The organism is Enterobacter oligotrophicus, assembly GCF_009176645.1.
GTDB classification, from domain to species: domain Bacteria; phylum Pseudomonadota; class Gammaproteobacteria; order Enterobacterales; family Enterobacteriaceae; genus Enterobacter; species Enterobacter oligotrophicus.
This window is the reverse complement of sequence record NZ_AP019007.1, coordinates 2,641,913-2,664,675: the sequence shown is the minus strand read 5'-3', so window position 1 is coordinate 2,664,675 and position 22,763 is coordinate 2,641,913. Positions and strand designations below refer to the sequence as shown.

At 55.2% G+C, this 22,763-nt stretch carries 19 protein-coding genes; 13 read left to right on the top strand and 6 right to left on the bottom strand.

What is annotated here, in order from left to right; all coding sequences use genetic code 11:
- The first annotated feature begins 2 nt into the window (after window positions 1–2).
- From EoCCA6_RS12755 to araD, 5 genes are all read left to right on the top strand, one after another.
- The gene (locus EoCCA6_RS12755; protein WP_152082960.1) at window positions 3–1,322 is read left to right on the top strand and encodes an MFS transporter; all 1,320 of its coding nucleotides are present in this window, start codon (window positions 3–5) and stop codon (window positions 1,320–1,322) included.
- A 76-nt stretch (window positions 1,323–1,398) separates the two neighbouring features.
- On the top strand, window positions 1,399–2,904 hold the full coding sequence (locus EoCCA6_RS12750; RefSeq protein ID WP_152082959.1) for an FGGY-family carbohydrate kinase: 1,506 nt from the start codon (window positions 1,399–1,401) through the stop codon (window positions 2,902–2,904).
- Window positions 2,901–3,554: a 3-keto-L-gulonate-6-phosphate decarboxylase UlaD gene (gene ulaD, locus EoCCA6_RS12745; RefSeq protein ID WP_152082958.1), complete on the top strand. Its 654-nt coding sequence runs from the start codon at window positions 2,901–2,903 to the stop codon at window positions 3,552–3,554. The genes EoCCA6_RS12750 and ulaD overlap by 4 nt, the downstream gene beginning before the upstream one ends.
- Before the next feature lie 2 nt (window positions 3,555–3,556).
- Complete coding sequence (locus EoCCA6_RS12740) at window positions 3,557–4,417, top strand: L-ribulose-5-phosphate 3-epimerase (protein ID WP_152082957.1); 861 nt, start codon at window positions 3,557–3,559, stop codon at window positions 4,415–4,417.
- On the top strand, window positions 4,411–5,106 hold the full coding sequence (gene araD / locus EoCCA6_RS12735) for an L-ribulose-5-phosphate 4-epimerase (protein WP_152082956.1): 696 nt from the start codon (window positions 4,411–4,413) through the stop codon (window positions 5,104–5,106). Before EoCCA6_RS12740 ends, araD begins: the two co-directional genes overlap by 7 nt.
- Here araD and EoCCA6_RS12730 read toward each other — a convergent pair whose 3' ends face one another.
- A complete protein-coding gene (locus tag EoCCA6_RS12730) occupies window positions 5,107–5,925 on the bottom strand; it encodes a helix-turn-helix domain-containing protein (RefSeq protein ID WP_152082955.1) in 819 nt (272 codons plus the stop codon).
- 224 nt (window positions 5,926–6,149) lie between these two features.
- Here EoCCA6_RS12730 and EoCCA6_RS12725 point away from each other — a divergent pair, with 224 nt between their 5' ends.
- Entirely contained in the window at window positions 6,150–7,550 is a 1,401-nt protein-coding gene (locus EoCCA6_RS12725) for an MFS transporter (RefSeq protein ID WP_152082954.1), read from the top strand.
- Between the two features lie 10 nt (window positions 7,551–7,560).
- A complete protein-coding gene (locus EoCCA6_RS12720; RefSeq protein WP_152082953.1) occupies window positions 7,561–9,516 on the top strand; it encodes a glycoside hydrolase family 127 protein in 1,956 nt (651 codons plus the stop codon).
- Window positions 9,517–9,615: 99 nt separating this feature from the next.
- Here the strand turns inward: EoCCA6_RS12720 and EoCCA6_RS12715 are convergent, their stop codons facing one another.
- On the bottom strand, window positions 9,616–10,356 hold the full coding sequence (locus EoCCA6_RS12715) for a MipA/OmpV family protein (RefSeq protein WP_152082952.1): 741 nt from the start codon (window positions 10,354–10,356) through the stop codon (window positions 9,616–9,618).
- 117 nt (window positions 10,357–10,473) lie between these two features.
- Between EoCCA6_RS12715 and EoCCA6_RS12710 the strand changes: the two genes are divergently transcribed.
- Window positions 10,474–11,427, top strand: coding sequence for a LysR family transcriptional regulator (locus EoCCA6_RS12710; RefSeq protein ID WP_152082951.1), 954 nt, complete (start codon window positions 10,474–10,476; stop codon window positions 11,425–11,427).
- Between the two features lie 8 nt (window positions 11,428–11,435).
- On the opposite strand, the gene aldB is transcribed toward EoCCA6_RS12710, so the two are convergent.
- Complete coding sequence (gene aldB / locus EoCCA6_RS12705; protein ID WP_152082950.1) at window positions 11,436–12,974, bottom strand: aldehyde dehydrogenase AldB; 1,539 nt, start codon at window positions 12,972–12,974, stop codon at window positions 11,436–11,438.
- A gap of 165 nt (window positions 12,975–13,139) precedes the next feature.
- On the opposite strand from aldB, the gene EoCCA6_RS12700 reads away from it, so the two are divergent.
- On the top strand, window positions 13,140–14,024 hold the full coding sequence (locus EoCCA6_RS12700) for an ROK family protein (protein ID WP_152082949.1): 885 nt from the start codon (window positions 13,140–13,142) through the stop codon (window positions 14,022–14,024).
- Here the strand turns inward: EoCCA6_RS12700 and selB are convergent.
- The 3 genes from selB to EoCCA6_RS12685 all read right to left on the bottom strand — a co-directional run bounded on the left by selB (window position 14,021) and on the right by EoCCA6_RS12685 (window position 17,953).
- Window positions 14,021–15,859 (bottom strand): selenocysteine-specific translation elongation factor, encoded by a 1,839-nt coding sequence (gene selB / locus EoCCA6_RS12695; protein ID WP_152082948.1) that lies wholly within the window; start codon window positions 15,857–15,859, stop codon window positions 14,021–14,023. The two genes, EoCCA6_RS12700 and selB, sit on opposite strands and share 4 nt — an antisense overlap.
- On the bottom strand, window positions 15,856–17,241 hold the full coding sequence (gene selA / locus EoCCA6_RS12690; RefSeq protein WP_152082947.1) for an L-seryl-tRNA(Sec) selenium transferase: 1,386 nt from the start codon (window positions 17,239–17,241) through the stop codon (window positions 15,856–15,858). The genes selB and selA overlap by 4 nt, the downstream gene beginning before the upstream one ends.
- A gap of 103 nt (window positions 17,242–17,344) precedes the next feature.
- Window positions 17,345–17,953: a glutathione S-transferase gene (locus EoCCA6_RS12685; RefSeq protein WP_152082946.1), complete on the bottom strand. Its 609-nt coding sequence runs from the start codon at window positions 17,951–17,953 to the stop codon at window positions 17,345–17,347.
- Window positions 17,954–18,465: 512 nt separating this feature from the next.
- Here EoCCA6_RS12685 and EoCCA6_RS12680 point away from each other — a divergent pair.
- The 4 genes from EoCCA6_RS12680 (at window position 18,466) to EoCCA6_RS12665 (ending at window position 22,625) form a co-directional block, all read left to right on the top strand.
- Complete coding sequence (locus EoCCA6_RS12680; RefSeq protein WP_152082945.1) at window positions 18,466–20,373, top strand: PTS mannitol transporter subunit IICBA; 1,908 nt, start codon at window positions 18,466–18,468, stop codon at window positions 20,371–20,373.
- 95 nt (window positions 20,374–20,468) lie between these two features.
- Window positions 20,469–21,617 carry a mannitol-1-phosphate 5-dehydrogenase gene (gene mtlD, locus EoCCA6_RS12675; protein ID WP_152082944.1) on the top strand — a complete coding sequence of 383 codons (1,149 nt, stop codon included), beginning with the start codon at window positions 20,469–20,471 and terminating at the stop codon, window positions 21,615–21,617.
- Window positions 21,614–22,204, top strand: a complete 591-nt coding sequence (gene mtlR, locus EoCCA6_RS12670; RefSeq protein WP_152082943.1) for a mannitol operon repressor MtlR — start codon at window positions 21,614–21,616, stop codon at window positions 22,202–22,204. Before mtlD ends, mtlR begins: the two co-directional genes overlap by 4 nt.
- A gap of 58 nt (window positions 22,205–22,262) precedes the next feature.
- Window positions 22,263–22,625: a YibL family ribosome-associated protein gene (locus EoCCA6_RS12665; protein WP_152082942.1), complete on the top strand. Its 363-nt coding sequence runs from the start codon at window positions 22,263–22,265 to the stop codon at window positions 22,623–22,625.
- Window positions 22,626–22,763 lie beyond the last annotated feature (138 nt).

The following is a 22,763-nucleotide window of genomic DNA, read 5'->3' as shown; positions in this document are numbered from 1 at the left end:
ATATGAATACGTCTTCTCATGCTCTACATGCGGATATTCCGCGCCAGCGCTGGTTAAGAATCATTCCGCCGATTCTTATTGCCTGCATTATTTCCTATATGGACCGCGTGAATATTGCGTTTGCGATGCCGGGCGGTATGGATGAAGAGTTAGGTATTTCTGCCACGATGGCGGGCCTGGCGGGTGGGATCTTCTTTATCGGCTATCTGTTCCTGCAGGTTCCCGGCGGCAAGATTGCCGTTCATGGCAGCGGTAAGAAGTTTATCGGCTGGTCTCTGGTCGCCTGGGCGGTGATCTCGGTTCTGACCGGGCTTGTGACCAACCAGTATCAACTGCTGGGGCTGCGCTTTTTACTCGGCGTGGCGGAAGGTGGAATGCTGCCCGTCGTGCTCACCATGATCAGCAACTGGTTCCCGGATGCTGAACGCGGCCGTGCTAACGCGATTGTGATCATGTTTGTGCCGATTGCCGGGATCATCACGGCCCCGCTGTCCGGGTGGATCATCACTGCGCTCGACTGGCGCTGGCTGTTCATCATTGAAGGGCTGATGTCCGTCGTTGTGCTGGTACTCTGGGCCTTTACGGTCTATGACCGCCCGCAGGAAGCGCGCTGGATTTCCGAGGCCGAGAAAAACTATCTGGTCCACACGCTGGCCGCTGAGCAGCAGGCGATTGCCGGAAAAGAGGTGAAAAACGCTTCGCTCAGCGCGGTTTTGTCAGACAAAACCATGTGGCAGCTGATCGCCCTGAATTTCTTTTATCAGACCGGGATTTACGGTTACACCCTCTGGCTGCCAACCATCCTGAAAGAGCTGACGCATACCAGCATCGGTCAGGTGGGGATGCTCGCCATCCTGCCTTACATCGGTGCCATTGCGGGTATGTTCCTGTTCTCTTCACTCTCTGACCGCACCGGCAAGCGCAAGCTGTTTGTCTCCCTGCCATTGATTGGATTCGCGCTCTGCATGTTCCTCTCCGTGGCGTTAAAAGAGAACACCTGGCTGGCTTATGCCGCACTGGTGGGCTGTGGCTTCTTCCTGCAGTCGGCTGCTGGCGTGTTCTGGACCATTCCGGCGCGGCTGTTCAGTGCCGAGATGGCAGGCGGTGCGCGCGGCGTAATTAACGCCCTGGGCAACCTCGGTGGCTTCTGCGGGCCGTATGCAGTAGGCGTGCTGATCACCCTGTACAGCAAGGATGCGGGCGTTTACTGCCTGGCCGTTTCCCTGGCGCTGGCGTCGCTGCTGGCCCTGCTGTTACCGGCGAAATGCGATGCCGGATCGGAACCTAATCCTACGGTGAACCCGCACAAGCGTGCAGCCTGATGCCCTCACCTGACCCACTAAACCAAACCGTAGGCCGGGTAAGCGAAGTGCCACCCGGCAATTAAGCGAGAAGAAGATGAGTGAAAAAGAGCCCCTCTGGCTGGGTATCGATTGTGGCGGTACTTATCTGAAAGCCGGTTTATATAACAGCCAGGGCAAGGAAATCAGCATTGAACGCCGCTCGGTTGCCACGCTCAGCCCGCGCGCAGGCTACGCCGAACGGGATATGCACCAATTGTGGCAGCACTGCCACGCTACCGTCGCCTTACTGCTCAACAATTCAGGCGTTGACGGCGAACAGATCAAAGGTGTCGGCATCTCTGCTCAGGGAAAAGGTCTGTTTCTTCTTGATAAACATGACCAGCCCCTGGGTAACGCCATGCTCTCCTCCGATCGCCGTGCGCTGGAGATTGTGCAGCGCTGGCAGCAGGACGGCATCCCCGAAAAACTTTACCCGCATACACGCCAGACGCTGTGGACGGGCCATCCGGCCTCGCTTTTACGCTGGGTGAAAGAGAACGAGCCGCTGCGTTATCAGCAGATTGGCTGCGTGATGATGGCACATGATTATCTGCGCTGGTGCCTTACGGGGGTAAAAGGTTGCGAAGAGAGCAACATCTCGGAATCTAACCTCTACAACATGAACACCGGCCAGTACGACCCGCAGCTCACACGCTGGCTCGGTATCGGTGAAATCGACGGTGCACTGCCGCCCATTGTCGGTTCAGCAGAAATTTGCGGGGAAATCACCGCTCAGGCAGCCGCACTGACCGGTCTCGCGGCGGGTACGCCCGTCGTTGGTGGACTGTTTGATGTGGTTTCCACCGCGATCTGCGCCGGGCTGCACGACGAAAATACGCTTAACGCCGTGATGGGTACCTGGGCCGTCACCAGCGGGATCGCCAATGCGCTTCGTGACAACGAGCCGTACTCTTACGTCTATGGCCGCTACGTTCATCCAGAGCAGTTTATCGTCCACGAAGCCAGCCCCACGTCTTCCGGCAACCTTGAGTGGCTGGCGGCACAGTGGGGAGATATCTCGTTCAGCGAGATCAACCAGGCTGTCGCTAGCCTGCCAAAAGCAGAAAGCGAGGTGTTTTTCCTGCCGTTTCTCTATGGCAGCAACGCCGGGCTGGAGATGACCAGCGGTCTCTACGGCATGCAGGCGCTACACACCCGCGCGCACCTGTTACAGGCGGTCTACGAGGGCGTGGTGTTCAGCCATATGACCCATCTTAACCGCATGCTCGAACGCTTTACCCATGTGAAGGCGCTGCGTGTTACGGGCGGCCCAACCCATTCGGATGTGTGGATGCAAATGCTCGCGGACGTCAGCGGCCTGGCGATTGAACTTCCGCAGGTGGAAGAGACCGGCTGTTCCGGCGCAGCGCTGGCGGCGCTGGTTGGCACCAGCGTTTATCCCGATTTCCACGCCGCTCAGCGTGCCCTCAAACATGACATCCGGGTCATTGAGCCCGACATGCGCGCCCATGGGGCCTACCAGCACAAATATCACCGTTACCAGTTACTGATTTCAGCACTACAGGGTTATCACGCCCGCGTTAAGGAGCACGACCTATGAGCCGACCATTACTGCAGCTGGCGCTCGACCATACCTCACTTCCGGCTGCACAGCGCGATGTCGCTTTGCTTTTGGATCACGTCAATATCGTCGAAGCAGGCACCATTTTATGCCTGACCGAAGGGCTGAACGCCGTGCGCGCCCTGCGCGAACAGTGCCCGGAGAAGATCATCGTGGCAGACTGGAAAGTAGCCGACGCCGGGGAAACGCTGGCTGAGCAGGCGTTTGGGGCAGGAGCAAACTGGATGACCATCATCTGCGCCGCCCCGCTGGCGACCGTCGAAAAAGGTCACGACGTGGCACTGCGCTGTGGTGGCGAGATCCAGATGGAACTGTTTGGTCACTGGACGCTGGACGACGCGCGCGCGTGGCATCGCGTCGGTGTGAAACAGGCGATCTACCATCGCGGGCGCGATGCGCAGGCCAGCGGACAGCAGTGGGGGGAAGCCGATCTCGCTAAAATGAAAGCCCTCTCTGACATCGGTTTACAGCTCTCGATAACCGGCGGCATCACGCCCGCCGATCTGCCGCTGTTTAAGCAGATCAATGTTAAAGCCTTTATTGCCGGTCGTGCGCTGGCGGGTGCGGTGAATCCACCGCAGGTGGCACAGGCATTCCACTCGCAAATTCGCGACATCTGGGGAGCGTAACCATGCGTCAGCATCCGTTAGGTATTTACGAAAAAGCGCTACCGAAAGATCTCACCTGGCCAGAGCGCCTGGTGCTGGCAAAAAGCTGCGGGTTCGATTTTGTTGAGATGTCCGTTGATGAAACGGACGAGCGGTTATCCCGTCTTGAGTGGAGCACCACGCAGCGCGCGTCGCTGGTTGAAGCGATGCTGGAGACCGGTGTGGCGATCCCGTCGATGTGTTTATCCGCCCACCGCCGCTTCCCGTTTGGCAGCCGGGATGAAACCGTGCGCGAACGCGCCCGCGAGATCATGACCAAAGCCATTAAGCTGGCACGCGATTTAGGCATTCGCACCATCCAGCTTGCGGGTTATGACGTCTATTACGAAGAGCATGACGAAGGGACGCAGCAACGCTTCGCCGACGGGCTGGCATGGGCCATTGAGCAGGCCGCTGCCGCACAGGTGATGGTGGCGGTGGAGATCATGGATACCGCGTTTATGAACTCCATCAGCAAATGGAAAAAGTGGGACGAGATGCTCGCGTCACCGTGGTTCAGCGTTTACCCGGATGTCGGCAACCTGAGCGCGTGGGGCAACGACGTCACCGCCGAGCTGACGCTGGGCATTGACCGCATCGCCGCAATTCACCTGAAAGATACCCAACCCGTGACCGAACACAGCCCCGGACAGTTCCGTGATGTGCCGTTTGGCGACGGTTGCGTTGATTTCGTTGGCGTCTTTAACACCCTGAATAAACTGAACTATCGCGGCGCGTTTCTGATTGAAATGTGGACCGAAAAAGCCAAAGAGCCGGTGCTGGAGATTATCCAGGCGCGCCGCTGGATTGAAGCCCGTATGCAGGAAGGAGGCATGACATGTTAGAACAACTCAAAGCGGACGTGCTGGCGGCAAACCTGGCGCTTCCCGCCCACCAGCTGGTGACCTTTACCTGGGGCAACGTCAGCGCGGTCGATCGCGAACGCGGGTTAATGGTGATCAAACCCTCCGGCGTGGAGTACGACGTGATGACGGCTGAAGATATGGTGGTGGTCAATATCGCGACCGGCCAGATCGTGGAGGGCAGTAAAAAGCCCTCTTCCGATACGCCGACCCACCTCGCGCTGTATCGTCGTTACCCGGAGATTGGCGGCATCGTGCATACCCATTCCCGCTACGCCACCATCTGGTCGCAGGCGGGGCTGGATTTACCGGCCTGGGGCACGACGCACGCGGACTATTTCTACGGCGCGATCCCCTGTACGCGCCTGATGACCCCTGCAGAAATTGCAGGGGAATATGAGTACCAGACGGGGGAAGTGATCATCAAAACCTTTGAGGAGCGCGACGTAAACCCGATGCAGATCCCTGCGGTGCTGGTTCACTCCCACGGCCCGTTCGCCTGGGGCAAAGACGCGGCCGATGCGGTACATAACGCCGTGGTGCTGGAGGAGTGCGCCTGTATGGGCCTGTTCTCACGTCAGCTCGCACCGCAACTGCCCGTAATGCAGCAAGAGCTGCTGGACAAACATTACCTGCGCAAGCACGGCGCAAATGCTTATTACGGGCAATGATTACCCGGAATTGATATGTTCCTTACAGTACCGCCGTTTCCAGACGGCGGGTGTAAGCCCCGTATGCTTTGAAAATATCTGCCGAAAATAGCCGACGTCATTAAAACCGCAGCGGTTTGCCACTTCGGTTAATGAGGCGGCATCGTTCAGCAACAGTTTTTCAGCCGCCCTGACGCGCTGGCGGTGGATCGCTTCGGTCAGGGTTAAATGAAATGTCCGGCGAAATACCCGCCCCAGATAATCCGCATTACAGTGCAGCTCCTTTGCCAGCTGCGAGGTGGATATTGGCAAATGGAATTGCGTGCGAATAAGCTGTTTTGCCTTCCACGCCATGGCCGCTCCCGCGTCGTCGGCTTTGTCTTCATATCCTGGAGAGAGAGAAACTTGCTGCAAAATCAGTAACAGAATAATTTCCAGCGCCAGGCTTCGCTGTAATTTTTCCTGCTCGCTTAAAAACTGACGAAATAATGCGATCACATATTGCGGGTCCCGCACGCTGCAGTGTTGTTCTATTGCCAGTAGAGAGGCATCGGGCAAATCGGGTTGGTTATTTTCCCTCTCAAAATGTAGCCAATAAAATTTGAGATCCGCCGGAAAGTCTTCAATACCCACATGCCGCCGATTGGGCCACAGCAGTAAACTCTCTCCCTCGTTGACCTCAAACACCGTATTTTCTTCCTGAATCGTTAATGTCCCTTTTTCGACAAATATAATCTCCCACGATGTGAGTTTACGCGCTGGATGGCGGCCCACACCACGGGAAATAAATAACCCGCCATTTTGTACTTTAACCGGAAGCGCTATGGATAATTCAAGCATTAATATTCACCATTCCACTTTTATCGCTGTGATAATTGCGTTTATCCATTGATTATTAATAAATAACAGAAACTCAGCTCGATCAAACTCACATTTTTATCATCAGGTCGGAATCGTCACCTTTTTATACTTTTCCCTTCCCTTGTTGGCCTGCCCGTTCAGTGCAGAATAAATGACGTACCTTGCATAAATACGATAAAAATCGATAACCGAGGAGTTACCTCATGACTTCCACACCGATTACAGATGCAGAAATAGCAAAACGGGCTATTGATGACCGTTTGTCGGTCCGCGAAAAAATTGGCTACGGCCTGGGTGACGCGGGCGGTACGGTAATAACCTGCCTGATCATGAATTTCCTTACCTTTTTCTATACCGATATTTTTGGCCTGACACCGGCACTCGTTGGCACGCTGTTTATCGCCCTGCGCGTGTTTGATGCCATATCCGATCCGGTAATGGGCGTGATCGCAGACCGCACGCAGAGCCGCTGGGGCCGTTTTCGCCCGTGGCAGTTGTGGGTGGCATTCCCCATCGGGATTATCGGTGTGCTGACCTTCACCGTACCTGAAGCCAGTATGGGCGTGAAAATAGCCTGGGCGTTTGGCACCTATTTACTGCTGTCTGTGGGCTATACCGCTATCAATGTGCCTTACTGCGCGCTCATCAACACCATGACCACCCGCCATAGCGAGGTTATCTCCTGCCAGTCCTGGCGCTTTGTGCTGTGCGGTGTGGCAGGTTTTTTAGTCTCCGTTGGGCTACCGTGGCTGGTTGCAGCGCTGGGTCAGGGCAATGCCGCGAAAGGCTATCAGCTTGGCGTTGGCGTACTGTGCGTTGTCGCCGTAGCCATGTTCCTGTGTTGCTTCTTCTGGGTGCGTGAGCGCGTGCCGCTGGCGCTAATGGGAAAATTCACCCTGCGCGAGCATCTGGCGGGTCTGCGTAAGAATGATCAGCTGTTGCTGATGCTGGTGATGTCGTTCCTGCTGATTAACGTCTTCAACATTCGCGGTGGCGGGTATATGTACTTCATTACCTACGTGCTGCAGGGCAGCACCGCCTACACCTCGTTGTTTTTTACCATGGTCACCTTTGCGGCCATCCTGGGCGCGGTGATCGTCAACCCGCTGTCCCGCCGATTCGATACCGTCAAACTCTACTACTACACCAATCTGGTGCTGGCCGCGCTCGCTGCGGGAATGTGGTTCCTGCCCGGTGGCCCTGCGTATCAGACGCTGTGGCTGGTAGTCATTTTAAGTAACGGCGTCATTCTGGGCTTCACGCTGCCGCTGCACTTCTCGCTGATGGCCTTTGCCGACGACTACGGGGAATGGAAAAACGGTGTGCGTTCATCGGGCATGAACTTCGCCTTCAATCTGTTTTTCATCAAGCTCGCGTGGGCCTCCAGCGCCGGAATTATCAGCCTGGTATTTATCGTCGTGGCCTATCAGCCAGGAGCAGGCAACCAGACGCCTGCGTCTTTGCAGGGCATCACCGCCATGGAGACGCTGCTCCCTGCCCTTTTCCATCTGCTGCTGGCCGTCTCTATCCGCTGGTGCAGACTCAACAATCCCATGATGTCGCGCATTGCCACCGACCTGCGCCAGCGTCACGTACAGTCCTGAGGAGAATGTTATGTCCATAATGGAAGCCGACCTGCACAAACTGAAAATCAACGACCCGTTTCTTGGCCAGTATCAACAGCTGGTACGTGATGTGGTGATCCCCTATCAGTGGGATGCGCTGAACGATCGCGTGACGGAAGCCGAACCGAGCCACGCGATTACCAACTTCCGCATTGCGGCGGGTCTGGAACAGGGCGAGTTCTACGGTATGGTGTTCCAGGACAGCGACGTGGCGAAATGGCTGGAAGCTGTAGCGTGGTCGTTGTGCCAGAAGCCCGATACGGCGCTGGAAAAAACCGCCGACGAGGTGATTGAGCTGGTTGCGGCGGCGCAGTGTGAAGATGGTTATCTCAATACGTACTTCACGGTAAAGGCACCCGCAGAGCGCTGGACGAATCTGGCCGAGTGCCACGAGTTATACTGCGCCGGGCATATGATTGAAGCTGGCGTGGCGTATTTCCAGGGAACCGGGAAGCGCCGACTGCTGGAGGTGGTATGCAGGCTGGCGGATCATATCGACAGTGTGTTTGGCCCTGGCGAGCACCAGTTGCATGGTTATCCGGGTCACCCGGAAATTGAACTGGCGCTCATGCGGCTTTACGACGTGACGCAGGAACCGCGTTACCTGAACCTGGTGAAATATTTTATCGAAGAACGTGGCGTACAGCCTCACTTCTACGATATCGAGTACGAAAAACGCGGCAAAACCTCGCACTGGCATAACTATGGTCCGGCGTGGATGGTCAAAGACAAAGCCTACAGCCAGGCGCATCAGCCGCTTTCCGAACAGCAAACGGCCATCGGCCACGCTGTACGTTTCGTCTATCTGATGACGGGCATGGCACACCTGGCGCGCCTGAGCAATGACGAAGGAAAACGCCAGGACTGCCTTCGCTTGTGGAATAACATGGCTCAGCGCCAGCTATATATCACCGGCGGGATTGGCTCCCAGAGCAGCGGAGAAGCCTTCAGCAGTGATTACGATCTGCCCAATGATACGGTTTACGCTGAAAGCTGCGCCTCAATTGGTCTGATGATGTTTGCCCGGCGGATGCTGGAGATGGAGGCAGACAGCCACTATGCCGACGTAATGGAACGTGCGCTTTACAACACGGTACTGGGCGGTATGGCGCTGGATGGTAAACATTTTTTCTACGTCAACCCGCTTGAAGTGCATCCTAAGACGCTGGCATTTAATCACATTTACGATCACGTGAAACCCGTTCGCCAGCGCTGGTTTGGCTGTGCCTGCTGCCCGCCAAATATCGCTCGCGTCCTGACGTCGCTGGGCCATTACATCTATACCGTCCGCCCGGATGCGCTGTTTATCAACCTCTACGTGGGGAACGACATCGCTATCCCGGTTGGAAACCAGACGCTGCAACTGCGTATTAGCGGCAACTATCCGTGGCATGAACAGGTGAAAATCGAAATCACGTCACCTGTTCCTGTGACTCATACGTTGGCCCTGCGGCTTCCTGACTGGTGTGCAAACCCTGAAGTGACATTAAATGGTGAAGCCGTAACGGGCGAGGTATCGCGCGGTTATCTCTGTCTCACGCGCAACTGGCAGGAAGGAGATACATTAACGCTGACACTACCCATGCCGGTTCGCCGCGTGTATGGCAATCCGCAGGTGCGCCAGCAGGCGGGCAAGGTCGCACTACAGCGCGGCCCGCTGGTTTACTGCCTGGAAGAGGCTGACAACGGTGCGGACTTACATAACCTCGCCCTGCCCGCTGACAGCGAATTTCGGATGTTTGAAGGGAAAGGGATTTTTGCGCACAAGGTGCTGATTCAGGCTGAGGGCGTTGCTCGTCGCTCCTCAGAGGCGGAAGCCGCGGCGCTCTGGCAGTACGACCGCTCACCGGTGCAGCGTCAGTCCCAAACGTTGACGTTCATTCCGTGGTTCAGTTGGGCTAACCGGGGCGAGGGGGAGATGCGGATATGGGTGGATGAGGCATAGCGGTTTTCGGCCTGTTGCCCTTGCACCAGCCTTCTCCCACGGGAGAAGGCGTTAAAAATACGCCGGGTCAGGCTAAGCCGCCTCCCGGTTTTTATACCCTCAAAAACGCCAGGTCAGGCCTGTCATTAGCGCGAAGCTGTCGTCGCGGTCGATCATCGGGCTGTTTTTCACGTCGTCAGGCAATACGGTATACATCGCGCTGGCATTCAGGAACAGGCTCTGCGTCAGTTGATATTTCGCCACAAGGCCAACGTATGGCGTCCAGCTATCACCAGCAGTGTATTCGTCCAGGCCAGAACGGCGAGACTCGCTGCCGGACACGCCGTAGTAATAGTCGTTATAGCTTTCATCGCTATAGAAAACGCCCGCAGACGGGATCAGCGTCAGGCGCGCCAGCCGAATGGGATGGAAGTAAGAAATTTCACCCATCATACCGCCGCTTTCATCCATTGCATCGCCGGAAACGGCAAATTTCAGGCTCCCCCAGCTTTCGTGACGGTAATACGCGCCACCCAGGAATGCGGAGGCCTTACGTTCATCCAGGCGCTTCATCTGAGGATCGTCATTGTCATCCGGGTCAAAATACAGCGGCATCCAGGATGCGGTCAGGCTGATTTCATTTTTGCTGTCCTTCCACAATACCCACCCACCCGTGGTTTGACGCAGATAGAAATTGTCGCCTTCGTAGCTAATTAAAGGTACTGCGATAGTATTTTCGTTATACCCTTTGTAAGGCGACTCATTAAATAATGCACCAGCCCCAATTGAAAAGTCACTGGCCATTGCGGATGAGGATGCAAATAACGCAGCAGCGATGAGTAAATTATTTTTGATAATCATTGTATGCATTCCATTAAAACGCCGAACAAGCGAGGCGCATAATAATGGTTACAAATTTACCAATGCAACGACACAGTTTATATAATATTATATATAAAATCATATAGATGAGTGCGCATGATGAATAAGCTACAATTGAAGCCGCGTGAATTAAAAATTATTTCTGTCATCGCCGACACTCGCAGCATTGGGGATGCAGCCGCTCTGCTTGGGATGGCGCAGGCCAATGTGAGCAAATATCTTTCTGATTTTGAAACGCGCGTGGGCCTCAAGGTTTTTGAACGTACTACCCGCCAACTGGCGCTTACCCAATTTGGTGAGGCCCTGTTACCTTATATCAACGACTCGCTGGATAAAAATAGCCAACTCATTAATTTCATAGCAGATTATAAGCATGAAAAACGGGGGCGCGTTACGATCTACGGCCCAACAGGCATCGTCACTTATCTGGCGCGCCATGTCATACATGAGATCGCAGAAATCGGCGATATTCGTATTTGCCTGAAAACGTATAATCCCGATCGTTACGAACTTATTGAAGGCGTTTCTTTCCCGGATGATTGCGATATTTTAATTACCTATGCGCCACCCAAAGATGAAAATCTGGTGGCCTGCCTGCTTACTCAATACTCCGTTACCGCCTTTGCCACGCCTGAATATATAAAAAAGCATCCTGTAAATAGCCCGGAAGATTTAAGCAACCACTCCTGCATTCTCCTGGAGTCAATACTGGTAGATGATTCTAATATCTGGCGTTTTCGTATGCACAATAGTGAAGATGTTCGGGACTATAAAGTTAGCGGGAATTATATTTGTGATAATACACAAACGGCTCTGGAGCTGGCCCGCAATCATCTTGGAATTGTTTTCGCGCCAAAGGAAAGCCTGCAAAAAGAGATTGAAGAAGGGACGTTGGTTCCTTGTTTTTCTCATCAGGAGGAATGGTGGCTGGATTTAATGGCTATTTTCCGTAAGCGGGAATACCAACCCTGGCGTGTGCAATATGTGCTTGATGGCGTACTCAACAGCCTGCGCCAGCGTATCAGGCAGGCCGTCGCCAGACGGCCTTAACAGGAGAATTAAAACAGTCCCAACGGTTTATCGGAATAGCTGACCAGCAGGCATTTAGTTTGCTGATAATGCTCCAGCATCATTTTATGCGTTTCACGCCCGATGCCGGACTGCTTGTAGCCGCCAAACGCCGCATGTGCCGGATAAGCGTGATAGCAGTTGGTCCAGACGCGTCCGGCCTGAATGCCGCGTCCCATCTTATAGGCCAGATTACCGTTACGGCTCCAGACGCCCGCGCCCAGGCCATACTGAGTATCGTTGGCGATCTCCAGCGCTTCTTCCATCGTTTTAAAGGTTGTCACGGCCAGCACCGGACCAAAGATCTCCTCCTGGAAGACGCGCATATTGTTCTTGCCAGACAGGATCGTCGGTTCAAGGTAATACCCTTCCTGCAGATCGCCGCCCAGCACTTTACGTCGGCCACCGGTCAGGACATCAGCCCCTTCTTTCTTACCGATATCAATGTAGTTAAGGATGGTTTCCAGCTGTCCGTGTGATACCTGCGCGCCCATTTGCGTCACGCTATCAAGCGGGTTACCACTGCGAATCGTTTCCACGCGACGGATCGCCCGCTCCATAAAGCGTTCGTAAATGGACTCCTGCACCAGCGCGCGGCTTGGGCAGGTACAGACTTCACCCTGGTTAAAAGCAAACAGGGCAAAACCTTCCAGCGCCTTATCAAAGAAAGCGTCCTCTTCATCCATCACATCCGCAAAGAAGATGTTCGGCGATTTGCCGCCCAGCTCCAGCGTTACCGGAATAATGTTCTGGGTCGCGTACTGCATGATCTGCTGGCCCACTTCCGTCGAGCCGGTAAAGGCCACTTTGGCGATGCGCTTTGAGGTTGCCAGATATTCCCCAATCTCGCCCCCGGCACCGTTAACTACGTTAATCACGCCCGCGGGCAGCAGGTCGCCAATCACCTCCATCAGCAGCAGCACCGACAGCGGCGTTAAGCGCGCGGGTTTAAGCACGACACAATTACCCGCAGCCAGCGCGGGGGCCATTTTCCAGCTCGCCATCAGCAGCGGGAAGTTCCACGGAATAATTTGCCCTACCACGCCCAACGGCTCGTGGAAATGGTATGCCACGGTGTCACTGTCGACCTCGCTTATACCGCCCTCCTGCGCACGGATGCAGGAGGCAAAATAGCGGAAGTGGTCAATCGCCAGCGGGACATCCGCCGCCATGGTTTCACGGATCGGTTTACCGTTGTCCCAGGTTTCTGCCGTCGCCAGCAGCTCCAGATTCTGCTCCATCCGATCGGCGATTTTGAACAATATGGCGGCCCGGTCCTGAACGGAGGTGCGCCCCCACTGATCTTTGACTTTGTGTGCGGCATCCAGCGCCAGATCGATATCACGCTTGCCTGAGCTGGCTATCTCACACAGCGGCTGACCGGTAACGGGCGTCAGATTGGAATAGTATTCACCGTCGACGGGCGGCACCCAGTCGCCGCCAATAAAGTTGTCATAACGCGGTTTTAGCTTGAGGGGAAAACCATACTCGCCAGGCTGAATGCGCGATGAGGGAGGATTGTTTGTCATGACCATCTCCTTGCTGTTGGTGTACAACAAGGGTAGTTCCGGCTGGCGATTTTCTCGCCAGTGGGTGACGGCTTTACGAGCCGTATCACGGATTACCGTACTTTACGTTTCGTTTCTGTTGCTGAGCCATACTTAACTGCTAAAAGGCTCACGAGGAACGACGCTATGCAGCTATTTATCGGCTTTGACGTGGGTGGAACCCATATCAAACACGGTGTGATTGATGAAAACGGCAAGGAATTAACGTCCGAAGAATTCGACACGCCTGACGATGAAAATACCTTCAAACAGAAGTGGAAAGCCGTGGTGGAAGCGTACCGGAAAGAACATAACATTGTCGGCATCGGCGTGAGTTTTCCCGGCCATATTAACCACCATACTGGCGAAGCGGCAAAAGCGGGCGCACTCGATTATCTTGACGGTAAAAACCTGTGCGCGCTTTTTGCCGGGCTGACCGATCTTCCGGTGACCGCGGAAAACGATGCTAACTGCGCAGCACTGGGTGAACGCTGGCGCGGCGCGGGCAGAGATTTCGAAAATTTCGTCTGCATCACCATCGGTACGGGCATCGGCGGTGGGATCGTGATGGAAGGCGATCTCTATCGCGGGTCGCATTACCGTGCTGGCGAATTTGGCGTGCTGCCCGTGGGGGACAAGGGCGAACCAATGCATGAGGTTGCCTCTGCCAGCGGCCTGATGAAAGCCTGCAGCCGCGCACTGGCACTGTCGGAGGATGAAATGCCCCACGGCGAGGAACTGTTTAAACGGATGGAAAGCGACGTACATCTGCGCGAAGCCATTGAGGAGTGGGCGAATTTTCTGTCGCGCGGCGTCTACAGCGTGATTTCCATGTTTGACCCGCAGGCGGTACTGATTGGCGGCGGCATTAGCGAGCAGGAGAAAATCTATCTCCTGCTCGATAAATATTTACAGCGGTTCGAGGAGTGGGAGGCGCTCAGGGTGCCTATTCTCCCCTGCGAACTGGGCAACCAGGCGGGAAGGCTGGGTGCGGTCTGGCTGGCGAAGCAAAAACTCGCGCGTCGCGCTTAGGGGAACAGTTGCGCGTCGCGGAGCACATGGTCATTGCCCCGGCGGCGCGTGAACCCGATACGGTTGAAATATTCCAGGATCTGAATGGCCAGCTTGCGTCCGACATTCAGCCGATCGCGAAAATCTGCCGCACAGGTGGAGCCTCGCGCCTGATCGAGTTCGCGGATCATGTTGGCAAATGCGACGATCCGATCGTTACGGTAATAGCGATCTTTCACGATCGCCACAATCAGCCCCTGCTGTGCCGCGTGGCGTAAAACCTGGCGCATCACCTGCTCTTCGGTTCCGGTTTCACGCGCAAGATCGCGAACCCACCAGGGTTCATCGTTAAAGAGCGACGACGCTTTTTGCCAGACCGCCTCTTGTTCATCCGTAAAACCAGCTTTGTGATCCGGCAGATGCAGCCAGCCGTGATGACTTTGAATCACGCCGCTTTCACGCATGTTTTCGATGAGCAACAACACCAGCGCGTCGTCTTCCATCGGTAATGCCATGCGCCGCAGGCGTTCGCGCCCTGGGCCTGGTTCATCCTGATGCTGCTCGTGGTATGTAGCAAGCGTGTCCAGCACTTTGCACTGCCAGCGTGCCGCAACGGGCGCATTCAGCAGGCTGTACCCGGCCTGGATAAAACCAGGCTCCTGAGTCAGAAGACGTAGCCCATCGCCGCTCAGCTGGCGCGCCCATGCAAAATCAGCGAGATTCACGGCACCACGCTCAAGATGGACCCGCAACGCGGCCTTATCATCGCTGGCCTGGGCCAGCGCCGCCAGCCACTGCAAATATTCAGGCTTGCGCTTGCCACGGCGTGGCGGATTGAGCGTCACCACGCGTGCCCCGGCCAGCGTTTCCCGCGCCGAGATATCGCGCAGCACCAGACGATCGTTATCCGCAAGCCAGAGCGGAGAATCGAACACCAGTTCAGCAAGATCGTTTTCCAGCAGCGACACGCGCCCGGTGATATGGCTGGCTGCGTGGTGAATATGCAGCGGCTGCCATTGGGTCAGAGGGATATGCGTCTGCAGGGAGACGATGACCCGCTCAGATGGCTCTGGCGGTGCGTCAGCCAGCAGCCAGTCGCCACGGCTGAGCCTCTCTTTTTCGGCATCGCCTGCAATATTGAGCGCGATACGTTGCCCGGCGTGAGCCTGCTCCACCGGCTGGTTCTGTGCATGGAGACCACGCACGCGCATCGGTTTGTTGACGCCCGTCAGCCATAGCGTATCGCCCACGTGCACTTCACCGCTCAGTGCCGTGCCAGTTACAACCAGGCCAGCACCTTTGACGGTAAACGCCCTGTCGATCGCCAGGCGGAAGCTGTGATGGCTGGCATGTTCACGCGATGTGAGGTGCTGTAAATGGTCGCGAAGTGCATCAATCCCGCGCCCTTCCGTTGCTACGGTGACAAAAAGCGGCGCATCGGCAAAACCATATTCCCGCAAAGTCGCCTGCACCATTTCGCACACCGCGTTAATGCGCGCCTCATCCACGCGGTCAGCTTTGGTAAGCGCGACGGTCAGTTGCGGATTGCCCGTTAGTTGCAGGATCGCCAGATGTTCACGCGTTTGCGCCATCACACCGTCATCACACGCCACCACCAACAGCGCGTGATCAATACCGCCCACGCCCGCCAGCATATTGGAAAGAAATTTTTCGTGGCCGGGCACGTCGATAAAGCCCAGCACGCGGCCATCGGGTTGCGGCCAGTAGGCATAACCCAGGTCGATGGTCATGCCGCGTTTTTTCTCTTCCGGCAGGCGATCGGCATTCACGCCCGTAATGGCCTGCAATAAGGTGGTTTTTCCGTGGTCAACGTGACCGGCGGTGGCAATAATCATTTCGACAGCATCTCCAGAAACTGCTTTTCATCTTCAAGGCAGCGCAAATCCAGCCACATGCGACCATCGTAAATACGACCGATAACGGGCGTCGGCAATGCCCGCCAGCGGGCCGACAGCGCCTCAAGCTGGCTGCCACGTCCATCGCGCGGCGTAAACGTTAGCGCTTCGCTCGGCAGCCTGTCCACCGGCAGCGAGCCGCTACCAATCTGTGACTGGCAGGGTTCCACGCGAACGTCAAAATCTGGGTAATGCGGCGTGACCTGCGGCAGCAATAATTCGCCCTGCGCGCGAATCGAGGCGGCATCACGCGTTAACAGACGCAGCGTTGGCAGGCGTTCCGCCAGCTTCTCCGGGTGGAGATAAAGTCTCAGGGTCGCTTCCAGTGCGGCGAGCGTCATTTTATCGGCACGCAGGGCGCGTTTCAGCGGATGCTGTTGTAGCTGGGCAATCAGATCTCGCTTACCGACAATAATCCCCGCCTGCGGCCCACCCAGCAGTTTGTCGCCGGAAAAACTCACCAGGCTCACACCAGCGGCAATCATCTCCTGCACCATTGGCTCTTTCGGCAGACCGTACTGGCTTAAATCCACCAGCGAACCGCTGCCGAGATCGGCAATCACCGGCACATTCAGTTCATGCCCGATCGCGGCCAGTTCAGCCTCTTCCACCGCTTTGGTAAAGCCTTCGATGTGGTAGTTGCTGGTGTGTACCTTCATCAGCAACGCGGTGTTTTCGTTCACCGCGGCGCGATAATCTTTCGCATGGGTACGGTTGGTGGTGCCCACTTCGTGCAGCGTGCAGCCCGCCTGGCGCATAACGTCCGGGATGCGAAACGCACCGCCAATCTCCACCAGCTCACCACGTGAAACGACGACCTCTTTACCACCCGCCGTGGCAGCCAGCATCAGCAGCACTGCTGCGGCGTTGTTATTCACAATGCAGGCGTCTTCTGCACCGGTCAGTTGACAGAGTATATCTGCCAGCGCCCTGTCACGATGGCCGCGTCCGGCACCGTCGAGATCGTACTCCAGCGTAACCGGTGAGCGCATGGCCTGTGTCACCGCAGCCACTGCCTCTTCGGCCTGCTGCGCCCGTCCCAGGTTGGTATGTAACACCGTCCCCGTCAGATTGATCACCGGACGCAGGGCACCTTGCGCGTTCGCAGACAGCCGCCGTTCCGCCTCTTGCCCCCAGCCTGCACACCAGCCCGGCAGCGCGTTTTCTGTCTGGATATGCAGGCGGGCTTCGTCCTGCAACTGGCGCAGCACGTCGACCGTGGCGGTATGACCAAAGCGCGCCAGCACGGTAAGGAAGTCAGGCTCACGAAGAAGGCGATCGGTAGCAGGAATTTGGCTGTAGAGCGAGTGATGAGTAGTCATGAAAGCGCCTGGCGAGTAAATATCATCCCCCCTCCCGACGGGAGAGGGAGTCAACATGAGGAGGGATTGTACAGCCTCCGGCCATGAAGTGTTATAACCCGAATCAAGCCTTTGGCGGTTCGGTACGGGCAAAACTTTCGCGCTGGAAGAGCGTCTCCGCCAGCTTCACCAGCAACGGGCGCTCAACGCACCAGCCAGGAGAGACGCGACGGAAATTGAGGTAGCCGATGGCGCAGGCGATGGCAATCGTCGCCAGGTTCACGTCATCATTCTGGATGTTGCCGTCCCGGATTAATTGTTCGCACCTGTCCAGGCTACGGCTGATTTTCTCACGCTGGCGCAGAAGCTCGGTTTCCGACTGCTGGGCTGCTGGTCTGGCCTGCTCGCGCACGGAGGCAAGCGCTGCATCCATAATGCCATCGGCCAGAGCTTCAATTTGCTTTAACGCCAGCGCAGCTTTTGGCTCTTGCGGCAGCATAGCCGGAGCGATATCAAGAAGCTCGATATACTCTGCAATGATGGGGGAATCAAACCAGTATTCACCGTCGTCTGCCACCAGCGCTGGCACTTTCCCCAGCGGGTTGTACTGCGCAACGCCATTCTCTGCGTTATAAGGCTGTTCATTCACGAATTCAAATTCAATCCCTTTCTCCAGCAGAAGGATCGAGATTTTACGCACGAAGGGACTGGTGTAACTGCCGATGAGTTTCATTGCTTATCCTTGATGTCCACAAAGAGGTCAGTATGGATCAAGCGATGAAAAAAGGCAGGTTTATGCTTTTCGCTATACCACATTAGAGAGATGTTTTAGTTAAGTTAACGGTGTTGCTTTCTTTCATTCTGCGTTGACCGTAAAGCAGAAGTTGTTGGCGATCACATCCGGAGAATTCTGCATCAAAATATTTTGTGAATTCAGTCACAATCCAGAAACAAACCAACGACATTCAAATGTGACATTAATCACAAAACAAGGGGCTTTCTGGCTTATTTCTGACCGTTGTATTTTTTTTACGCACCAGATATGTGATCAACATCACATCAATAATCACCCCACCCCCTACATTTACGTGACTAAGATCACACAAATTTCCGGTGTCTGGACAGTTGAACGATTCAGTGCCAGATTTCACAGCATCAGAACAGGGCCCGGCTACCTCTGCCGCCGCACATTAACGATAAACCTCGGGCCGCAAGCCTAAGCGTAAACATAAGAAGGGGTGTTTTATGTCATCCGATTTCAAGATCAAAGTTCAAAGCTTTGGTCGTTTCCTCAGCAACATGGTGATGCCAAATATCGGCGCGTTTATCGCGTGGGGTATTATCACTGCATTGTTCATTCCGACAGGGTGGTTGCCTAACGAAACGCTGGCGAAGCTCGTTGGCCCAATGATTACCTACCTGCTGCCTCTGCTCATCGGTTATACCGGTGGTCGTCTGGTGGGCGGTGACCGTGGTGGCGTAGTGGGTGCCATCACAACGATGGGTGTGATCGTCGGCGCGGATATGCCGATGTTCCTCGGTGCCATGATTGCCGGTCCTCTGGGCGGCTGGGCGATTAAGAAATTCGACGTCTGGGTTGATGGTAAAATCAAATCCGGCTTCGAAATGCTGGTGAACAACTTCTCTGCGGGCATCATCGGGATGATCCTCGCGATTCTGGCGTTCCTCGGCATTGGTCCTGCGGTTGAAGTGCTGTCCAAAATTCTGGCTGCGGGCGTTAACTTCATGGTTGCGCACGACATGCTGCCGCTGGCGTCTATCTTTGTTGAACCGGCGAAAATCCTGTTCCTTAACAACGCCATCAACCACGGTATCTTCTCACCGCTGGGTATTCAGCAGTCTCATGACCTCGGCAAGTCCATCTTCTTCCTGATTGAAGCCAACCCTGGTCCGGGTATGGGCGTTCTGCTGGCGTATATGTTCTTTGGTCGCGGCAGCGCGAAGCAGTCTGCGGGCGGTGCGGCTATCATCCACTTCCTGGGCGGTATCCACGAAATTTACTTCCCATACGTGCTGATGAACCCACGTCTGATCCTGGCCGTTATCCTCGGTGGTATGACTGGCGTATTCACCCTGAGCGTGCTGAACGGCGGCCTGGTTTCCCCGGCCTCTCCAGGCTCCATCCTGGCTGTTCTGGCGATGACGCCGAAAGGTGCTTACTTCGCTAACATCGCGGCAATCTGTGCGGCAATGGCGGTCTCCTTCGTCGTCGCGTCTATTCTGCTGAAAACCAGCAAAGTGAAAGAAGACGACGACATCGAAGCAGCAACCCGTCGTATGCATGACATGAAAGCTGAATCCAAAGGCGCAACGCCGCTGGCGGCTGGCGATGTCTCTAACGACCTGAGCCACGTGCGTAAAATCATCGTTGCCTGCGACGCCGGTATGGGTTCCAGTGCAATGGGTGCGGGCGTGCTGCGTAAAAAAGTGCAGGATGCGGGCCTGACCAACATCTCTGTCACCAACAGCGCGATTAACAGCCTGCCGCCGGATGTTGACCTGGTCATTACGCACCGCGATCTGACCGAACGCGCCATGCGTCAGGTGCCACAGGCACAGCACATTTCGCTGACCAACTTCCTCGACAGCGGCCTGTACACCAGCCTGACTGAGCGTCTGGTCGCGGCGCAGCGTCACGAAGACAATGAAGTCAAAGTACGTAGCAGCCTGCAGGACAGCTTCGACGAGAGCAACGCCCACCTGTTTAAACTGGGTGCGGAGAACATCTTCCTCGGCCGTACCGCAAGCACCAAAGAAGAGGCGATTCGCTTTGCCGGTGAGCAACTGGTGAAAGGTGGCTACGTTCAGCCTGAATATGTTGACGCAATGCTGGAACGTGAAAAACTGACGCCAACCTACCTGGGCGAATCCATCGCGGTTCCACACGGTACGGTTGAAGCGAAAGACCGCGTGCTGAAAACCGGCGTGGTGTTCTGTCAGTATCCGGATGGCGTGCGCTTCGGTGAAGAAGAAGACGACATCGCCCGTCTGGTGATTGGTATCGCCGCACGTAACAACGAGCACATTCAGGTGATTACCAGCCTGACCAATGCTCTGGATGACGAAACGGTTATTGAACGTCTGGCCAATACCACCAGCGTGGAAGAAGTGCTGGCACTGCTGAACAAGTAAGTTCTCTTCCCTCTCCCCACCGGGGAGAGGGCTAGGGTGAGGGAAAAGCCTCACCCCAGCCCTCTCGGGTAAAAACATTGATGAAGGTTAATACTATGAAAGCATTACATTTTGGCGCAGGTAATATTGGTCGTGGTTTTATCGGCAAACTGCTGGCAGACGCGGGTATTACGCTGACATTCGCCGATGTGAACCAGGTGGTGCTTGACGCCCTGAATGCCCGTCATAGCTATCAGGTCCACGTGGTAGGCGAAAATGAGCAGGTCGAGACGGTGTCTGGCGTGAACGCGGTGAGCAGCATCGGCGACGACGTTATCGACCTGATTGCCAGCGTTGATCTGGTCACCACCGCGGTGGGTCCGGTGGTACTTGAGCGCATTGCCCCTGCGGTGGCAAAAGGTCTGGCTAAGCGTAAAGCGCAGGGCATTGAAGCGCCGCTGAACATCATCGCCTGTGAAAACATGGTGCGCGGCACCACGCAGTTGAAAGGCCACGTTCTCGCTGCCGTCGCGGATGAAGATAAAGCCTGGGTTGAAGCACATGTCGGGTTTGTTGATTCCGCCGTTGACCGTATCGTCCCGCCGTCAGAATCTGCCACCAACGACCCGCTGGAAGTGACTGTTGAAACCTTCAGCGAGTGGATCGTCGATAAAACTCAGTTTAAGGGTGCGTTGCCGACCATTCCGGGAATGGAATTAACGGATAATCTGATGGCATTTGTCGAACGTAAACTCTTCACGCTGAACACCGGGCATGCTATAACCGCGTACCTCGGAAAATTGGCCGGTCATCAGACCATCCGTGACGCGATCCTCGATGAGAACATCCGCGCTGTGGTAAAAGGTGCGATGGAAGAGAGCGGTGCGGTGCTGATCAAACGCTACGGTTTTGATGCTGACAAACACGCAGCATACATCCAGAAAATCCTCGGTCGTTTTGAAAACCCGTATCTGAAAGATGACGTTGAGCGCGTGGGCCGTCAGCCGTTGCGTAAACTGAGCGCAGGCGATCGTCTGATTAAGCCGCTACTGGGCACGCTGGAATACGGCCTGCCACATGCCAACCTGGTGAAAGGGATTGCCGCCGCGATGCACTACCGCAGCGAGCAGGACCCACAGGCGATTGAGCTGGCAGAGCTGATTGACAGCAAAGGCGCACAGGCTGCGCTGGCGCAGGTTTCCGGTCTGGATGCCAACAGCGACGTGGTTGTGGAGGCGGTTAACGCATACAACGCAACCAAATGATGCAGAGTGCGGCGCAGGTTAGCCTGCGCCCAAATTACAGATTGTCAGATATGCAGGCAATAATGGAACAAACCCAGGCCTTTGAAAATCGTGTGCTTGAGCGTCTGAATGCTGGCAAAACCGTACGAAGTTTCCTGATTGCCGCGGTTGAGCTGTTAACCGAAGCGGTGAACATTCTGGTACTTCAGGTGTTTCGCAAAGACGACTATGCGGTAAAGTATGCTGTAGAACCGTTACTGGACGGAGACGGACCGCTGGGCGATTTATCGGTGCGCCTGAAGCTGATTTATGGTCTTGGCGTGCTGAGCAGGCCAGAGTATGAAGATGCTGAGCTGCTGATGGCGCTGCGCGAAGAGTTAAATCATGACGGTAATGAATATAGCTTTACCGATGATGAAATTCTGGGGCCGTTCGGCGAGCTGCATTGCGTCAGCGCCCTTCCCCCTGCTCCCCATTTTGATAACAGCGATCCTGAACTGTACGCAATGCAAAAGCTGCGTTATCAGCAGGTTGTCCGCTCCACCATGGTTCTTTCCCTGACTGAGCTGATTTCCCGAATCAGCTTAAAAAAAGCGTTTCAGAAGTAAGCCTGCGCACATTGGTGTATCCTTGCTGTAAATTCCCCCGTATTTAGAGTTATTTGTCATGAAAGAAGTCGAAAAGAACGAAATTAAACGCCTGAGCGACCGTCTGGATCTGATCCGTCACCAGATGGCGGGCCTGTCACTGGTTGATTCCGCTGAGAAGTATGCCGAGCTGGAGAAAGAGACCGCTAAGCTGGAAGCCGAAATCGACCGCCTGCGTGAAGTTAAAGGCCAGAAGCTGAGCAAAGAAGCGCAGAAGCTGATGAATATGCCGCATCGCCGTGCGATCACCAAAAAAGAGCAGGCCGATATGGGCAAGCTGAAAAAAAGCGTCCGTGGTCTGGTGGTGGTACACCCGATGACAGAACTTGGCCGTGAAATGGGCCTGAAAGAGATGACAGGTTTTTGTAAGACGGCTTTCTGATACTTAATTTAAGTTAAGTTAAATACAAACCAGCCCAATATATTCATCATGGGAATGTATTGGGTTTTTTTATTATCTAAAATACCGGTCTGCAGGCCGCAAATGTAAACAAGTAATAGTAAACTCTGTTGGTTCACA

Excerpts from the sequence above, each read along its gene's own strand:
- aldB (WP_152082950.1), bottom strand. The coding sequence starts at position 12,974 with ATGACAAACAATCCTCCCTCATCGCGCATTCAGCCTGGCGAGTATGGT.
- EoCCA6_RS12715 (WP_152082952.1), bottom strand. The coding sequence starts at position 10,356 with ATGATTATCAAAAATAATTTACTCATCGCTGCTGCGTTATTTGCATCC.
- EoCCA6_RS12750 (WP_152082959.1), top strand. The coding sequence starts at position 1,399 with ATGAGTGAAAAAGAGCCCCTCTGGCTGGGTATCGATTGTGGCGGTACT.
- EoCCA6_RS12680 (WP_152082945.1), top strand. The coding sequence starts at position 18,466 with ATGTCATCCGATTTCAAGATCAAAGTTCAAAGCTTTGGTCGTTTCCTC.
- EoCCA6_RS12665 (WP_152082942.1), top strand. The coding sequence starts at position 22,263 with ATGAAAGAAGTCGAAAAGAACGAAATTAAACGCCTGAGCGACCGTCTG.
- mtlR (WP_152082943.1), top strand. The coding sequence starts at position 21,614 with ATGATGCAGAGTGCGGCGCAGGTTAGCCTGCGCCCAAATTACAGATTG.
- araD (WP_152082956.1), top strand. The coding sequence starts at position 4,411 with ATGTTAGAACAACTCAAAGCGGACGTGCTGGCGGCAAACCTGGCGCTT.
- EoCCA6_RS12755 (WP_152082960.1), top strand. The coding sequence starts at position 3 with ATGAATACGTCTTCTCATGCTCTACATGCGGATATTCCGCGCCAGCGC.
- selA (WP_152082947.1), bottom strand. The coding sequence starts at position 17,241 with ATGACTACTCATCACTCGCTCTACAGCCAAATTCCTGCTACCGATCGC.
- EoCCA6_RS12685 (WP_152082946.1), bottom strand. The coding sequence starts at position 17,953 with ATGAAACTCATCGGCAGTTACACCAGTCCCTTCGTGCGTAAAATCTCG.
- ulaD (WP_152082958.1), top strand. The coding sequence starts at position 2,901 with ATGAGCCGACCATTACTGCAGCTGGCGCTCGACCATACCTCACTTCCG.
- EoCCA6_RS12710 (WP_152082951.1), top strand. The coding sequence starts at position 10,474 with ATGATGAATAAGCTACAATTGAAGCCGCGTGAATTAAAAATTATTTCT.
- EoCCA6_RS12725 (WP_152082954.1), top strand. The coding sequence starts at position 6,150 with ATGACTTCCACACCGATTACAGATGCAGAAATAGCAAAACGGGCTATT.
- EoCCA6_RS12740 (WP_152082957.1), top strand. The coding sequence starts at position 3,557 with ATGCGTCAGCATCCGTTAGGTATTTACGAAAAAGCGCTACCGAAAGAT.
- selB (WP_152082948.1), bottom strand. The coding sequence starts at position 15,859 with ATGATTATTGCCACCGCCGGTCACGTTGACCACGGAAAAACCACCTTA.
- EoCCA6_RS12730 (WP_152082955.1), bottom strand. The coding sequence starts at position 5,925 with ATGCTTGAATTATCCATAGCGCTTCCGGTTAAAGTACAAAATGGCGGG.
- EoCCA6_RS12700 (WP_152082949.1), top strand. The coding sequence starts at position 13,140 with ATGCAGCTATTTATCGGCTTTGACGTGGGTGGAACCCATATCAAACAC.
- mtlD (WP_152082944.1), top strand. The coding sequence starts at position 20,469 with ATGAAAGCATTACATTTTGGCGCAGGTAATATTGGTCGTGGTTTTATC.
- EoCCA6_RS12720 (WP_152082953.1), top strand. The coding sequence starts at position 7,561 with ATGTCCATAATGGAAGCCGACCTGCACAAACTGAAAATCAACGACCCG.